This window comes from Gardnerella sp. KA01002 (assembly GCF_049244015.1).
In the GTDB taxonomy this organism is placed as follows: domain Bacteria; phylum Actinomycetota; class Actinomycetes; order Actinomycetales; family Bifidobacteriaceae; genus Bifidobacterium; species Bifidobacterium vaginale.
Genome location: NZ_CP058365.1, coordinates 30,526 through 45,833 on the forward strand (window position 1 = coordinate 30,526; position 15,308 = coordinate 45,833).

Genomic DNA, 15,308 nt, shown 5'->3' on the forward strand with positions numbered 1-15,308 from the left:
TTTTTAATATCACATTATTTTGGATGCATTATTTGTAAATATATAAAAAGTAAATATTTAAAATAAGTAAATATAAATAAGTAGATATTTAGTCTTATAACAATCATTACAGCAAGCATTTAAGCTTGATGAGCATTTGCTATTATGCGATTATCACTGTTGATAGTCACTAATGCAAGGTAAAAATTTAATATCATAAGGAGAAAAATGTTAACTCATGGCATCTTGAACTCGCAATTAGCGGCTGCTCTGGCAAAGCTTAGGCATAAGGATCAATTTGTTATTTCTGATTGCGGATTACCAGTTCCACAAGGCGTAGAAGTAATAGATTTAGCTTTAGTGTTTGGAATTCCACGATTTAGCGATGTGCTGAATGCAATCAAAGCTGATTTGGTACTTGAATCAGGCATAATGGCTAAAGAAGCATGCAATAAAAAGCCAGAAGAGTGGGTAAAAGAATCCTTAGGCGTGCCGCTAACATACGTTCCACACGATGGCGATGAAGGTTTTAAAGCTTTAGTTTCACAAGCAAAATTTGTGATTCGTACAGGCGAAACTACGCCATATTCCAACGTTTTATTGCGCTGTGGCGTTCCTTTCTAAATTTCTAAATTGTGGTGTTCTTTTATAAATTTTTAATATTAAAGATTAGTTGCTGATTTAGGAGAAAAATGCATTGTTATAGTAAGCTTGATTCGTTAAGTGGATTAGAAAATATTGCGTCGCTCCGCTTAAACGATTTAAAAGTTACGCAAGAGAATATGCAAGAATCACATAAAGCGGATTCAAACGCTATTGCAATAGTCGGCTCTATGAATGCGGATTACACTATTGTGGCAGATCGTCTTCCTAACCCAGGAGAAACCATTAATGGAAACGAGATTCGCGTGTTGCCAGGTGGAAAATCTGGTAATCAAGCTGTATCGGCTGCAAAACTCGGTGCACACGTTAAAATGTTTGGTGCAGTTGGCAATGATTCCAATGCTGATTTTCTCCTAAATTCTTTGCAATCTTCCGGAGTTGATACAACTTGTGTTCGTCGCGTAGAAAATAAAAAGAGTGGCGCAACTGTGATTACTGTAGATGCTCATAGCGGTGAAAACACTATTGTGTATGCTCCAGGTTCTAATTCTTTAGTAGATTGTGAGTATATTCAATCGCCATTAGTAAAATCCGCTCTTACTAGCGCAAAAGTTCTTGGTCTTTGTTTAGAAAGTCCTTTAGAAACTGTAACTATGTGCGCACAACTAGCGCATGAAAACGGCGTAAAAGTGCTTCTTAACGATTCGCCATTTTTAAACAAGTTGCCTAAAGATTTGATTGATTCTGCGGATATTTTGCTTGTTAACGAGCATGAGATGGCGCAACTTTTGAATATTGAAGAGCCAGATGATGGCGATTGGTATTCTTTTGATTGGAATCATGTAGCTCACGCTATGCATGATTTTGGCTTTGATGAAGCTGTAGTTACTCTTGGCTCTAAAGGCTCTGTAGTGTTGGATTATTCAAAAGAGGATTGCGTATGCATGATTTCCCCTCAGAGCGTTAAAGCTGTTGATACAACTGGCTGCGGTGATGCTTTTATGGGCACAATATTAGCTTGTTTGTCTGTAGATATGCGTTTAGACGAAGCTGCCGCGTTAGCGTCTTATGTTTCTGCGTATGCAGCTACTGGTTTTGGCGCTCAAGCTTCTTATGGCACAGTTGAACAAATTCGTCAATTTTTTAATGTTTAAGTGACTGAGTTGTAGGTGATTGCGATATACGCATATTTGTGAGCATTATTAGTTGGTAATTGCATTTTAAATAATACAAAATTTTGACATTCTCAAAAAACTGTGTAATATGCTATAAAAACCAAAAAGCAGTTGGCTGATTTTAGTCACTACAATCAGCTTTACTGCTTTTTACTATATTCATAGTCGCTTCGACGAATTTCCATGTATGTACGAATTTCGCCTAAGCACATTTTTACCTAAAAGGAGGTGTCACTATGAGTGGCATGAAATATGCAATGATCGGTTCTGGAGCTATGGGGTATCGCTATGGCGTTTTGTTGCAGGAAACGGCTGGCATTCATGTTGATTTCATTGATGCCTGGGATGAAAATGTGAATAAAGTTCGCGAGCAAGGCGGCGTAATGGTGAGCCGAGATCATGAAAATCGTCATCTTGTGCCAATCAATATGTATACCCCTGAGGATTATGACGGCGATCCAGATGTGTGGATTGTGTTTATGAAGCAGATGCAACTTGCTCAAATGTTGGAGCGTTGCAAGCATTTGTTTAAGGATCATCAAGTTGTTTTTGCTGCAATGAATGGTTGGGGTCATTTCGAAAAGCTTCAGCAATATTTCTCGGATGATCGTATTTACGGTGGTACTGCAATGATTGCAACCGTGCTGAATGGCCCGGGCGACGTTGATTTTATTGGTAAAGTCGGCGTTGGCACAATGAATATGTGCGCGTTGAATGAGCAGGTGAGCGATGTTGAGCTTGCTATGCGAGATGATTTTAAAGCTGCTGGCTTGAATCCTACTATTACGGAAGATTTCAAGGGTACTTGCATGGCGAAGGTAGTTTTTAATTCCGTAGTTAACACTTTGTGCACAATGTATCAGATTCAAATGGGTCAGTTTATTTCTTACCCAGGAGCTATGGATATGGCTCGCCAACTTATTGACGAGGCGTACGACGTGTGCGATCGTGCAGGAATTCGTATGGTTAATACGCGTCAGCAGGAGTTGGAGGCTATTGATTACGTGAGCCGAGTGGCAAATCCTTTGCACTATCCTTCTATGTATCAAGATATGAGTCGTGGACGAAAAACAGAGGTTGATTATATCAATGGCTATATTGCGAAGCTTGGTCGAGAAAATGATTACGTGTGCCGCACGCACGAGTTCTTAACGCACGGAGTTCATTTGGCGGAGCTTGCATTTAAATTGCATAATCAGCAGTGATTTGGAGAGCATTCTACAATTCGTACAATGAATGAGAAGGAGACGCGGCTCGTGGTTTTTACTGCGGGCCGCTTTTTATTATCCGCGCGTAACATCTAATATGCTGATAAAATTTAGAGTCTAAAATCATAAATACTATTAAATAAATAAAATTATTTGTAATAAATAAAACTGTAATAAAAATACTTATTAACGTAAATTAATGGGGATTAAATGACTACTTTTGACAAAGCGAACTTGCCAGAATCCGTGCGCACAAATGGGGCTACACCAAACCCTTGGTGGGCAAATGCAGTTGTGTATCAGATTTATCCGCGAAGCTTCCAAGATACTAACGGCGACGGAATAGGCGATTTGAAGGGCATTACTTCGCGTCTTGATTATTTGGCTGATTTAGGCGTTGACGTGCTCTGGCTTAGCCCTGTTTACAAGTCTCCGCAAGACGATAACGGCTACGATATTTCCGATTATCAAGATATTGATCCGCTTTTTGGCACTCTAGAAGATATGTATGAGCTTTTGGCACAAGCGCATAAACGCGGTCTTAAAGTTGTGATGGATTTGGTAGTAAATCACACTTCCGACGAGCATGCTTGGTTCCAGGCTTCAAGAGATGCTTCTAGCGATTACGCAGACTGGTATTGGTGGAGGCCAGCGCGCAAAGGTTGCGTTCCTGGGGCTCCGGGTGCTGAGCCAAATAAGTGGGGTTCGTATTTCGGCGGTTCCGCGTGGACTTACGATCCAAAGCGCGGCGAATATTACTTCCACCAGTATTCGCCAAAGCAGCCAGATTTGAATTGGGAAAATCCTGCGGTTCGCACTGCCGTGTACAAGATGATGAATTGGTGGATGGATCGCGGAATTGACGGCTTCCGCATGGATGTGATTACGCAAATTTCTAAGCGCGTAGATAACGAAGGGCATTTGCCAGGAGAATACGGTTCGCAGATTGAAGATGCGCCAGCAGGCGATGACGGTTACTCTTCTCCGTATTTCTTCTGCTCCGATGGCCCTCGTTTAGACGAGTTTTTGCGCGAGATGCGCGAGGCGGTTTTCAAAGGTCGTGAAGGTTTCTTAACCGTTGGCGAGGCTCCTGGAATTTCCGCGCATCGAAACACTTATATTACAAATCCTGCTAATGGTGAGCTAGACATGCTCTTCTTGTTCGATCAAGTTAATGTTGATTGCGCAAATGGCACTAAGTGGAATCCTATTCCTCTTAAGTTGACGGCATTAAAGCGCGCAATGGCAGATCAGCAGCAGGCAGTTAGCGAGGCTGGTTGGGCGAGCTTGTTCTTTAATAATCACGATCAGCCGCGTGCGCTTTCTCGCTGGGGTAGTGAGGCTAGCGATGAGATGCGCGTGCTTTCTGCTAAGGCGATTGCAATGCTCTTGCACATGCACCGTGGCACTCCGTACGTGTATCAGGGTGAAGAAATTGGCATGACTAACGCGCACTTTACGAGTCTCGAGCAGTATCGCGATTTGGAAGCGTTAAATATGTTTAAGCAGCGCGTAGAAGAAGCGCATATTCAGTCTGCGGAGTCGATGATGGATGCGCTCGCAAAGCGCGGTCGCGATAATTCTCGAACGCCTATGCAATGGAATGCGTCTAAATATGCGGGATTCATGCCTTTTAATGTTCCGTCGCAAAATAATGCACAGCCGTGGATTAGCGTGAATCCTAATTATGTAGATATTAACGCTGCTGAGCAAATGGAAGATTCGGATTCTGTTTATTCGTTCTACAAGCGTTTGATTGAGTTGCGTCATTTGCAGCCTGTTGTTTCGGCTGGTTCTTGGAATTTGATTGATGCGGATGATGAGTGTGTTTACGCGTTTATTAGGAAGGTTGAGCAGACTTGTGAGAATGCTAAGGCAGATGAGGCAGGTCTTGAGCATGGTGTGAGTTCTTCAAGCGCGGTTGCTGGCGATTCTTCCTCTGTCTCGATAAAGAAGCTGCTCGTAATGGTAAATATGACGGATTCGTCTGTGGCAATACCTGCTCAAAGTGCCGAATTGTTGCGTAATATCGCCTCTAATGGCGTATCGTATGATGATGTGATGATTTCTACCTACAGCGCGGATCATGCTCTTAAATCACTTAAAAATGGCACGCTTGCGCCTTGGGAGGGAATCGCTGTTAGCTTGCAATAATTATTTTGAAATAGTCACTTTGTAATATTCACTTTGCAATAGTTTCGTCTACTAATTTTGGCAGAGCTTTCGCAATATCTTCGCGTATTATGCACTCTGCCAAATAATCGTATTGCGTAGCGCCCAGGTTCATTATTGTAATCGGCACTCCTGCGCGAGCGGCTAGCGGCACAAGGCTTGCAGCTGGAAACACTTCTAGCGTGGAGCCAATAACCCACAACTCGCTTGCGTGCATAATCGCCTGCGCGCTGCGTTCCATTGCGCCTTCGGGAAGTGCTTCTCCAAAATATACAACGTCTGTTTTTATAAGACCGTTGCAAGGCATGTTTCCGCGGTACGGCAGCGCGCGCCTGCAATGTGGGTCTGGGTGTGCGTCTAAGTCGCGCATAATGTCGGCTGTATTGTAGCTAGCGTGGCAGCTCATGCAGTGTGATGTTCCAATGCTTCCGTGCAAGTTCACTACAATATCTGGGCTGTTTCCAGCTTTTTCGTGAAGCGCATCAAAGTTTTGAGTGGCGATTAAGTCCAGCATCCCAGCTTTCTCAAGTTTTACTAGCGATTTGTGTGCTGTTCCTGGCTGAGCGTTCCAAACTGGCGACTCTTTTTGCCAGCGCCAAGAGTACACGCGTTCTTCTTCGCTGCTTAAAAACGCGTCTATATCGTAAACACTCATTTGCTCTGGGTGTTTAGTCCAAACTCCATCTGGGCCTCGAAAGTCTGGAATGCCAGCGCTTGTAGATATTCCGGCGCCTGTTAGAGCCACAATGTGATTGTGTGAGTTGTTCTTGCTGTTTTTCTCGCTATTTCTCATATACCTATATATAGCACGCGAACGCATAGCACGTACACATGTTGTATGCATATATTTTGTTTACGTTGTTTGCGTTGTGTATTTTGATTATTTTGCTCGATTGCTTTGCGCGACACTCCCGGGTTTTGTGTTTTTTATGGTTTTTTGTTTGTTTTTTGGGTTGTTTTTGGTTTTGTGTTGGTGGTTGTGGTGGTTTGTTGTGGTTTTTTGCGTGTTTTTGCGTGTTTTCGACACGCCGATGTTTTGGCTTGTTTTCAATGGTTTTGTGGTGTTTGTTTGGTGTTGGTTTGCGTTTTGGTGGGGTTTGGTGTAAGTTTATCTCTTGCTGCTCAGCGCGGCTGGTTCTCCTCGGTTGAGGTTGATGGGCCGGCTGGTGTGGTGGTGGTTTGAGAACTCAAGAGCGTGTCTGTACTACTTATTAGTTAATTATTGCCAGTTCATTGTCAGCCTCACGGATTGTGGGGTGCCTGAGAGATGGTTAAATGATGGTGAGGTTTTTTGTTGGGATGTTCTTTCCTTAAAGAATGTCTCGTCTTTTTCTTTTATATTGGAGCCTTTTGTTGGCTCTTCATTGAAGTTTTTCGTGGAGGGTTCGATTCTGGCTCAGGATGAACGCTGGCGGCGTGCTTAACACATGCAAGTCGAACGGGATCTGACCAGCTTGCTGGTTGGTGAGAGTGGCGAACGGGTGAGTAATGCGTGACCAACCTGCCCCATGCTCCAGAATAGCTCTTGGAAACGGGTGGTAATGCTGGATGCTCCAACTTGACGCATGTCTTGTTGGGAAAGTGTTTAGTGGCATGGGATGGGGTCGCGTCCTATCAGCTTGTAGGCGGGGTAATGGCCCACCTAGGCTTCGACGGGTAGCCGGCCTGAGAGGGCGGACGGCCACATTGGGACTGAGATACGGCCCAGACTCCTACGGGAGGCAGCAGTGGGGAATATTGCGCAATGGGGGGAACCCTGACGCAGCGACGCCGCGTGCGGGATGAAGGCCTTCGGGTTGTAAACCGCTTTTGATTGGGAGCAAGCCTTTTGGGTGAGTGTACCTTTCGAATAAGCGCCGGCTAACTACGTGCCAGCAGCCGCGGTAATACGTAGGGCGCAAGCGTTATCCGGAATTATTGGGCGTAAAGAGCTTGTAGGCGGTTCGTCGCGTCTGGTGTGAAAGCCCATCGCTTAACGGTGGGTTTGCGCCGGGTACGGGCGGGCTAGAGTGCAGTAGGGGAGACTGGAATTCTCGGTGTAACGGTGGAATGTGTAGATATCGGGAAGAACACCAATGGCGAAGGCAGGTCTCTGGGCTGTTACTGACGCTGAGAAGCGAAAGCGTGGGGAGCGAACAGGATTAGATACCCTGGTAGTCCACGCCGTAAACGGTGGACGCTGGATGTGGGGCCCATTCCACGGGTTCTGTGTCGGAGCTAACGCGTTAAGCGTCCCGCCTGGGGAGTACGGCCGCAAGGCTAAAACTCAAAGAAATTGACGGGGGCCCGCACAAGCGGCGGAGCATGCGGATTAATTCGATGCAACGCGAAGAACCTTACCTGGGCTTGACATGTGCCTGACGACTGCAGAGATGTGGTTTCCTTTCGGGGCAGGTTCACAGGTGGTGCATGGTCGTCGTCAGCTCGTGTCGTGAGATGTTGGGTTAAGTCCCGCAACGAGCGCAACCCTCGCCCTGTGTTGCCAGCGGGTTATGCCGGGAACTCACGGGGGACCGCCGGGGTTAACTCGGAGGAAGGTGGGGATGACGTCAGATCATCATGCCCCTTACGTCCAGGGCTTCACGCATGCTACAATGGCCAGTACAACGGGTTGCTTCATGGTGACATGGTGCTAATCCCTTAAAACTGGTCTCAGTTCGGATCGTAGTCTGCAACTCGACTACGTGAAGGCGGAGTCGCTAGTAATCGCGAATCAGCAACGTCGCGGTGAATGCGTTCCCGGGCCTTGTACACACCGCCCGTCAAGTCATGAAAGTGGGCAGCACCCGAAGCCGGTGGCCTAACCCTTTTGGGATGGAGCCGTCTAAGGTGAGGCTCGTGATTGGGACTAAGTCGTAACAAGGTAGCCGTACCGGAAGGTGCGGCTGGATCACCTCCTTTCTACGGAGTTTTTGTGCACGCTCGGTTGAGTGTGGTTACTGGTGTGGAAAACAATAGTTAATGTTTTGTGAGTATGTTGGGCATGCTTTTGGGTTCCCGGATTGCCACCCCCCTTGTTTTGGGGTTGCGGTCCTGGCCCTTGGATTACAGGTTGAGGCTTTTTGGTTTTTGGCTTGTGTTCTTGGTGTTTGGTGGTTTGAGAACTGGATAGTGGACGCGAGTAAGAATAGTGAGACTGTTTTTTGGTTTTGCTTGTTTTTACTTTTATCAATTTCAACCGGCTCCATTTTGGTGGAGTCGCTTGATCGTTTTGTGATCGTTTAGTGTGATGATTTATTGTCTAGAGAGTTAAGCGATAGGCTTTTTACTGGTGTATCACTGGTAAGGGCGTATGGTGGATGCCTTGGTAGACAGGACCGATGAAGGACGTGACGGGCTGCGATATGCCTCGGGGAGCTGCCGAGTGGGCTTTGATCCGAGGATTTCCGAATGGGGAGACCCGGCCACTGTTATGGGTGGTCACCACAGTTTTTGTGGGGGGTACGCAGGGAAGTGAAACATCTCAGTACCTGCAGGAAAGGATACTCCGTGAGTAGTGGCGAGCGAAAGCGGATCAGGCTAAACCGAGTACGTGTGATAACCGTCAGGTGTTGCGTATTCGGGGTCGTGGGATTGACTGTTCAGCCTCTGACGGGGTTGAGAAGAGTGATAAAATGTCGTGTTATGTGAATGGGATTGAATTCCCAGCCGTAGAGGGTGATGGCCCCGTAGCAGGTTGCGCGATGTCTTTTTATGTTTATTCCCAAGTAGCGCGGGCCTCGTGGAATCCCGCGTGAATCTGCCCAGACCGTTGGGTAAGCCTAAGTATTCCTGTCTGACCGATAGTGTACTAGTACCGTGAGGGAAAGGTGAAAAGCACCCCGGGAGGGGAGTGAAATAGTTCCTGAAACCGTGCGCTTACAATCCGTCGGAGCCTTCTTTGTGGGGTGACGGCGTGCCTATCGAAAAATGAGTCTGCGAGTCAGTGGTATGTGGCGAGGCTAACCCGGGTGGGGGAGCCGTAGCGAAAGCGAGTTTTAAAAGGCGTTTTAGTCGCATGTCCTGGACCCGAAGCGGGATGATCTAGCCCTGAGCAGGTTGAAGCGCGGGTAAGACCGTGTGGAGGACCGAACCCACCTAGGTTGAAAACTGGGGGGATGACTTGGGGTTAGGGGTGAAAGGCCAATCAAATTCCGTGATAGCTGGTTCTCTCCGAAATGCATTTAGGTGCAGCGTCATGTTATTGCTTGCAGGGGGTAGAGCTACTGGATGCTTGCGGGCCCATACCGGGTACTAATAGCAGCCAAACTCCGAATACCTGTTAGGTTTATCATGGCAGTGAGTCGGCGGGGGATAAGCTCCGTCGTCAAAAGGGAAACAGCCCTGATCGTCGTCTAAGGTCCCGAAGCGCGTGCTAAGTGGGAAAGGATGTGGAGTCGCATAGACAGCCAGGAGGTTGGCTCAGAAGCAGCCATCCTTGAAAGAGTGCGTAACAGCTCACTGGTCTAGTGGTTCCGCGCCGACAATGTAGCGGGGCTTAAGCACGCCACCGAAGACGCGACTGCATGATTTAGTTCATGTGGGGTAGGAGAGCGTCCTGTATGGGGTGAAGCGGCAGTGTGAACTTGTCGTGGACTATACGGGAGTGAGAATGCAGACATGAGTAGCGAGAGACAGGTGTGAATCCTGTCCGCTGAATGACTAAGGGTTCCGGGGCCACGTTCGTCGTCCCCGGGTGAGTCGAGTCCTAAGGCGAGGCCGACAGGCGTAGTCGAATGGATGAACGGGTTGATATTCCCGTACCGGTGTTACACCGTTCGAACTGAATCTGAGAGTACTAACCTTCGTTATTCTGGTTGATTATCTTTCGGGGTTTTCTTCTGGTTTAGTGTTGGGAGCGTATCGGTAGTAGGTTAGCGTGGGAGTGACGCGGGTAGGTAGCCGGCTGCGGAGGTGGTTTTCCGTGGCTAAGCGTGTGGGCTGTCCTCTAGGTAAATCCGGGGGATGTTAAGCTGAGGCGTGATGGGTAGGCTGTAAGGCTGATTCCGGTGATCCTGCTTGCCGAGAAAAGCTTCAACGTGAGGTGTGATTCCGCTCGTACCCTAAACCGACACTGGTGGTCTGGTAGAGTATACCAAAGCGATCGGGCGAATCCTGGCCAAGGAACTCGGCAAATTACTCCCGTGCCTTCGGCATAAGGGAGACCCCTGATGGTGATATGGTTTCACATTGTTGAGCTGTTGGGGGTGGCACAAGCTAGGGGGTAGCGACTGTTTACCAAAAACACAGGAGCGTGCGAAGGCGTAAGCCGCTGTATACGCTCTGACGCCTGCCCGGTGCCGGAAGGTTAAGAGGATCCGTTAGCTTCGGTGAAGCGGTGAATTTAAGCCCCGGTAAACGGCGGTGGTAACTATAACCATCCTAAGGTAGCGAAATTCCTTGTCGGGTAAGTTCCGACCTGCACGAATGGCGTAACGACTTCCCCACTGTCTCGGCCAGGAGCCCGGCGAAATTGCAGTACGAGTAAAGATGCTCGTTAAGCGCAGAAGGACGAAAAGACCCCGGGACCTTTACTATACCTTGGTATTGTCGTTAGGTGTGGATCGTGTAGCATAGGCGGGAGGCTGTGAAGCGTGGGCGCTAGCTTGCGTGGAGTCGATCAGTGAAATACCGCTCTTTCCATATCTGGCGTCTAACCTCGACACGTTATCCGTGTTAGGGACAGTGCCTGGCGGGTAGTTTAACTGGGGCGGTTGCCTCCTAAAGAGTAACGGAGGCGCTCAATGGTCCGCTCAGCCCGGTTGGCAATCGGGTGTTGAGTGTAATCGCACAAGCGGGCTTGACTGTGAGACTGACGGGTCGAGCAGGGACGAAAGTCGGAGATAGTGATCCGGTGCCGGCGTACGGACGTGGCATCGCTCAACGGATAAAAGGTACCCCGGGGATAACAGGCTGATCATTCCCAAGAGTCCATATCGACGGGATGGTTTGGCACCTCGATGTCGGCTCGTCGCATCCTGGGGCTGGAGCAGGTCCCAAGGGTTCGGCTGTTCGCCGATTAAAGCGGCACGCGAGCTGGGTTCAGAACGTCGTGAGACAGTTTGGTCTCTATCCTCTGCGCTCGTTGGAATGTTGAGGAGACCTGCCCATAGTACGAGAGGACCTGGGTGGACGAACCTCTGGTATGCCGGTCGTCACGCCAGTGGCGCTGCCGGTTAGCTACGTTTGGAAGGGATAACCGCTGAAAGCATCTAAGCGGGAAGCCTGCTCCAAGATTAGCATTCCTTGCACTTTGTGTGTGAGCCCCCATGTAGAACACGTGGTTGATAGGCTGGATGTGGAAGCCCTGTAAGGGGTGGAGCTGACCAGTACTAATGGGCGATTGTGATACTACTTGTATTGCTTATCGTTTAATTCTCTTAGATAGTATGGAGTGTTAGACGGTCATGATTATGGTTAAGTTGTTGATTTTGATGATTGTTTTTCTGTTGCTCGCGTTCATGTCCGGTTCCCAAACCGCCAATTTGCCGCTCGTTTAAAGCGAGTGTATAATCTAGTTTTGCGGTGGTCATGGCTCAGGTGAGACGCCCGGTCCCATTCCGAACCCGGAAGCTAAGGCCTGACACGGTGAGGGTACTGCACTCGATAGGGTGTGGGAGACTAGCACGCTGCCGCATTATTCTTTGATAAGCGGGGAACTTGATTGTTCCCCGCTTTTTTATTATTTAAAACAGGTCGTCGCGCGCGCGGTCTACTCGCGCGAACGTCTTCGCTTGCGTTGAAAGCACACCGTGCTTTCAACTTTGAGCAAGCTCAGCGCTCCGAATTACCTTTTCGCTTAGAGCGTAGCGCGAAAAGGTAGGTCGTCGCGCATATAAATAACGTCATAACGAACATATATAGTCAAACATAGGTTCGGGGTGCGCATAAGCGCTGAGATTATACCCGTTGAACCTGATCTAGTTAGTACTAGCGAAGGGAAAATCATGACTACTGTGTCGTGTTCTAAAAATAGTGAATTCTCAACTAATGCTCGTTGCAAGCAATTCATGCAAGATGTGCGAGAATGCATTGAAACTTTACGCGCAAAAAATCCGCTAACGCATTGCGTAACGAATAATGTTGTTCAAGAAATAACAGCAAACGTTCTGCTGGCTGCTGGAGCATCGCCAGCAATGGTCGTAGATGCAGAAGAAGCTGAAGTATTTGCTCAAATCGCATCTGGTGTATTAGTAAACATTGGAACGTATAGGCCAGTAGACAAAGAATCTATGGATGCTGCGATTCGCGGAGCTGTAAAAGCACACACTCCATGGGTTCTTGACCCAGTTGCAGTTGGCGGTTTAGCTCCACGCACGCAATACGCGCGCGAAATTGTTAAAAGTCATCCTGCTGTAATTCGTGCCAACGCTTCCGAAATCTTAGGCTTAGCTGGAGAAGAAAGCGGCGGTAAAGGCGTAGACGCTGGAGATTCCGTTGATTCGGCAGTTGCAGCAGCTAAGAAGCTAGTTAAACGCTACGGCTCGGTAGTGGCTATTTCTGGCGAAAAAGACGCTATTTATGGGCACGGATGCTCGGCACGAGTTTCTGGCGGCCACGAAATAATGACGAAAGTAGTCGGCACGGGCTGCTCTCTTGGCGCGTTGGTGGCAGCATACGTTGGAGCAAATCGAAATCGACCTTTTGCAGCAACAGTTGCCGCGCACGTACACGCTGCTGCAGCAGGAACTTGGGCAGCGCAACGTTCAACATTGCCAGGGTCATTTAGAAAATTATGGATGGATGCGCTTATGTATTTGAGCGCAGACGAGATGCTGAAATTAGCGAATATTGAATTTGAACTCGATCCTGTTGATTGGTCTCTATACTTTATAACAGACCCAAAGATGAGCGATAGAGCCGAAGAAGATATTGCAGTTGATTGCGTTAAAGGCGGAGCAAGCGTAGTCCAATTGCGCGATAAGTACGCAAATAGCGAAACTTTTAACAATAAAGCTCAAAGCCTGCGAGACAAAATGCTTGCTAATGGTTGCGGAGACGTGCCGATTTTTGTTGACGATCGTATAGATTGCGCTAAAAACTTAGGGTTCAACTTGCATGTTGGTCAAACAGACACGCCTTATATTGAAGCGCGTAAGTCTATTCCTGCAGAGTGGATGGTTGGACTTTCTATAGAAAAGTTAGAACAGTTAGATTACGTTTATAACGAATGTGCTAAAGAAAATGTGGCATTACCAGATGTTATTGGAATAGGTCCGATTTGGCCTACTGCCACTAAGCCAGACGCTGCTCCTGCTTTAGGAGTTGAAGGAGTAGAAAAGATTGCTAAACGCGCTAAAGAACTCGGCATTAGCACGCTCGGAATCGGCGGAGTTAATGAAAATACCGTGTTTCCTATTAAAAGCACTTCAATAGATGGTTTATGCGTAGTATCTGCTCTAATGCTTGCGCAAAATCCTTGCGAAGAAGCACACAAATTACGCGATGCTATTACAAAGGAATAAAATAATGAATAATCAATTTTCGCAAACTCAAGCACCTTTGCAATCAATTTCTAAATTATATGATTCAAGCCTAAGGCCATCTTCCTTGCCATCTTTAGAAGAGCCAATTATTCCGCGAGTGCTAAGCATTGCTGGAACTGATCCAACAGGCGGAGCTGGAATTCAAGCTGATCTAAAATCAATCACAGCATCTCATGGATTCGCAATGTGTGTAACAACTAATTTGGTTGCTCAAAACACTTGCGGTGTGCGCGAAGTTTACGCTCCTCCAACAGACTTTTTGCAAGCGCAACTAGAAGCAGTATTTGATGACGTAACTATTGATGCTGTAAAAATCGGCATGCTTGGAGACAAATCATATATTAGCCTAGTTCAAGATTGGCTTAAGAATCATCCTGTTCCTGTTGTTGTGTTAGACCCAGTAATGGTAGCAACTTCGGGAGATAGGTTGCTTGAAAAGTCTGCAGAAGATGCAATGCGTGAGTTTGCGCCTCTTGCAGATGTGATTACGCCAAACATACCTGAACTCGCAGTATTATGCGATAAACAGCCTGCATCTAATTTTGAAGAAGCTTATGCTCAAGCAAGCGAGTGGAGTGCAAAAAACAATACTATTGTTATTGTTAAAGGCGGCCACTTAACAAGCGAAGATGCTGGTAATACTGTTGTGTTCCCAGATGGCCACAGAGTGCACGTTCCTTGCCCTAGGGTTGATACAACAACAACGCATGGCACAGGCTGCTCGCTATCTTCCTCGCTTGCTACGCGCATAGGATTAGCGTTGCGAGAAGGCAAGAAGCTAAGCGATTACAGTACAGTAGCGGATGCTCTAGCATGGTCGTCAAGATGGCTTAACGAAGCTATTGCTTGCGGTAAAGATTTGCATGTTGGCAAAGGTCATGGGCCTGTGAACCATGCTGCTCGTAATTATCGTTTGGAATTAGATTCTTCGTCAACTCCTTGGGAACATATGCAAACTAGTGGCTTAGACGGATTAACTGCGCAAAGCGTAGTCGTAAAAGCTCATAGCAAGGCTAGAAAGCCAAATGTGGAGCCTTGTGGCCCTTGGACTCAAGCTTTATGGGATGCTAGTGCAGATGTCGATAACAACATTATGAAAATGCCATTTATTAAGGCTTTAGGTAATGGAACGCTTGACTCCGACTTGTTTGCTTTCTACATAAGTCAAGATTCTGAATACTTGAAGCGTTACTCGCGCGCGCTAGCTGCTGTTGGAGCTAAAACGCCAGATAATGAAGCTAGAGTGCATTGGGCTACGGGTGCAGCTATGTGCATAGAAGCGGAATCGCAGTTGCACAGAGATTGGCTTGGAAGCAGAAATATAAGCATTGATGCGTCTTGCTCGCCAGTAACGTTAGCTTACGTAAATCACTTACTTGCTTCTACAATGGCAGAAGATTACGTGATTGGAGCTGCATCCATATTGCCATGCTATTGGCTTTATGAAGAAGTGGGGCAAATTTTAGTCAAAAATAATACTCCTGAAAACCCATATCATGATTGGATTTCAATGTATTCTTCTAATGATTTTGAGTCAGGAGTAAGAATGGCAGTTAAATTTGTTGAGAGAGCTTTTGAAGAAGCTGGACCAAAGGCTCGAATTCTTGCTGCTCAAGCATATATGACTTCATGCATTTACGAGTATGAGTTCTTTAATCAAGCTCATAGAGCATTGAGGTAGATGGTTTGATAGCTTGATAGCGCTG

The 15,308-nt window shown here is 47.1% G+C and carries 8 protein-coding genes, 3 rRNA genes and 1 riboswitch; of the genes, 10 read left to right on the forward strand and 1 reads right to left on the reverse strand.

Annotated elements, in window-relative coordinates; all coding sequences use genetic code 11:
* Positions 1-207 precede the first annotated feature (207 nt).
* From rbsD to HXT60_RS00135, 4 genes are all read left to right on the forward strand, one after another.
* Positions 208-603 (forward strand): D-ribose pyranase, encoded by a 396-nt coding sequence (gene rbsD / locus HXT60_RS00120; protein ID WP_004116568.1) that lies wholly within the window; start codon positions 208-210, stop codon positions 601-603.
* A 68-nt stretch (positions 604-671) separates the two neighbouring features.
* Entirely contained in the window at positions 672-1,736 is a 1,065-nt protein-coding gene (locus tag HXT60_RS00125) for a ribokinase (protein ID WP_014554280.1), read from the forward strand.
* A gap of 257 nt (positions 1,737-1,993) precedes the next feature.
* Positions 1,994-2,962, forward strand: a complete 969-nt coding sequence (locus HXT60_RS00130; protein WP_004113883.1) for a ketopantoate reductase family protein — start codon at positions 1,994-1,996, stop codon at positions 2,960-2,962.
* Between the two features lie 213 nt (positions 2,963-3,175).
* Positions 3,176-5,119, forward strand: a complete 1,944-nt coding sequence (locus HXT60_RS00135) for an alpha-glucosidase (RefSeq protein WP_103013237.1) — start codon at positions 3,176-3,178, stop codon at positions 5,117-5,119.
* Positions 5,120-5,147: 28 nt separating this feature from the next.
* Here the strand turns inward: HXT60_RS00135 and HXT60_RS00140 are convergent, their stop codons facing one another.
* Positions 5,148-5,930: an SIR2 family NAD-dependent protein deacylase gene (locus HXT60_RS00140; protein WP_032836326.1), complete on the reverse strand. Its 783-nt coding sequence runs from the start codon at positions 5,928-5,930 to the stop codon at positions 5,148-5,150.
* A gap of 105 nt (positions 5,931-6,035) precedes the next feature.
* Here HXT60_RS00140 and HXT60_RS00145 point away from each other — a divergent pair, with 105 nt between their 5' ends.
* The 6 genes from HXT60_RS00145 (at position 6,036) to HXT60_RS00170 (ending at position 15,283) form a co-directional block, all read left to right on the forward strand.
* Entirely contained in the window at positions 6,036-6,320 is a 285-nt protein-coding gene (locus HXT60_RS00145; RefSeq protein WP_162861403.1) for a hypothetical protein, read from the forward strand.
* Positions 6,321-6,510: 190 nt separating this feature from the next.
* Positions 6,511-8,038, forward strand: a 16S ribosomal RNA gene (locus HXT60_RS00150).
* A gap of 371 nt (positions 8,039-8,409) precedes the next feature.
* A 23S ribosomal RNA gene (locus HXT60_RS00155) occupies positions 8,410-11,471 on the forward strand.
* A gap of 166 nt (positions 11,472-11,637) precedes the next feature.
* Positions 11,638-11,754, forward strand: a 5S ribosomal RNA gene (rrf, locus tag HXT60_RS00160).
* Together the 16S, 23S and 5S rRNA genes form the textbook arrangement of a ribosomal RNA operon.
* Before the next feature lie 229 nt (positions 11,755-11,983).
* A riboswitch (TPP riboswitch) is annotated at positions 11,984-12,076 on the forward strand.
* Entirely contained in the window at positions 12,064-13,581 is a 1,518-nt protein-coding gene (gene thiM, locus HXT60_RS00165) for a hydroxyethylthiazole kinase (protein ID WP_410310098.1), read from the forward strand. Its footprint overlaps the riboswitch before it by 13 nt.
* A gap of 4 nt (positions 13,582-13,585) precedes the next feature.
* A complete protein-coding gene (locus HXT60_RS00170; protein ID WP_421791100.1) occupies positions 13,586-15,283 on the forward strand; it encodes a bifunctional hydroxymethylpyrimidine kinase/phosphomethylpyrimidine kinase in 1,698 nt (565 codons plus the stop codon).
* Positions 15,284-15,308 lie beyond the last annotated feature (25 nt).

Excerpts from the sequence above, each read along its gene's own strand:
- HXT60_RS00130 (WP_004113883.1), top strand. The coding sequence starts at position 1,994 with ATGAGTGGCATGAAATATGCAATGATCGGTTCTGGAGCTATGGGGTAT.
- thiM (WP_410310098.1), top strand. The coding sequence starts at position 12,064 with ATGACTACTGTGTCGTGTTCTAAAAATAGTGAATTCTCAACTAATGCT.
- HXT60_RS00125 (WP_014554280.1), top strand. The coding sequence starts at position 672 with ATGCATTGTTATAGTAAGCTTGATTCGTTAAGTGGATTAGAAAATATT.
- HXT60_RS00135 (WP_103013237.1), top strand. The coding sequence starts at position 3,176 with ATGACTACTTTTGACAAAGCGAACTTGCCAGAATCCGTGCGCACAAAT.
- HXT60_RS00140 (WP_032836326.1), bottom strand. The coding sequence starts at position 5,930 with ATGAGAAATAGCGAGAAAAACAGCAAGAACAACTCACACAATCACATT.
- rbsD (WP_004116568.1), top strand. The coding sequence starts at position 208 with ATGTTAACTCATGGCATCTTGAACTCGCAATTAGCGGCTGCTCTGGCA.
- HXT60_RS00170 (WP_421791100.1), top strand. The coding sequence starts at position 13,586 with ATGAATAATCAATTTTCGCAAACTCAAGCACCTTTGCAATCAATTTCT.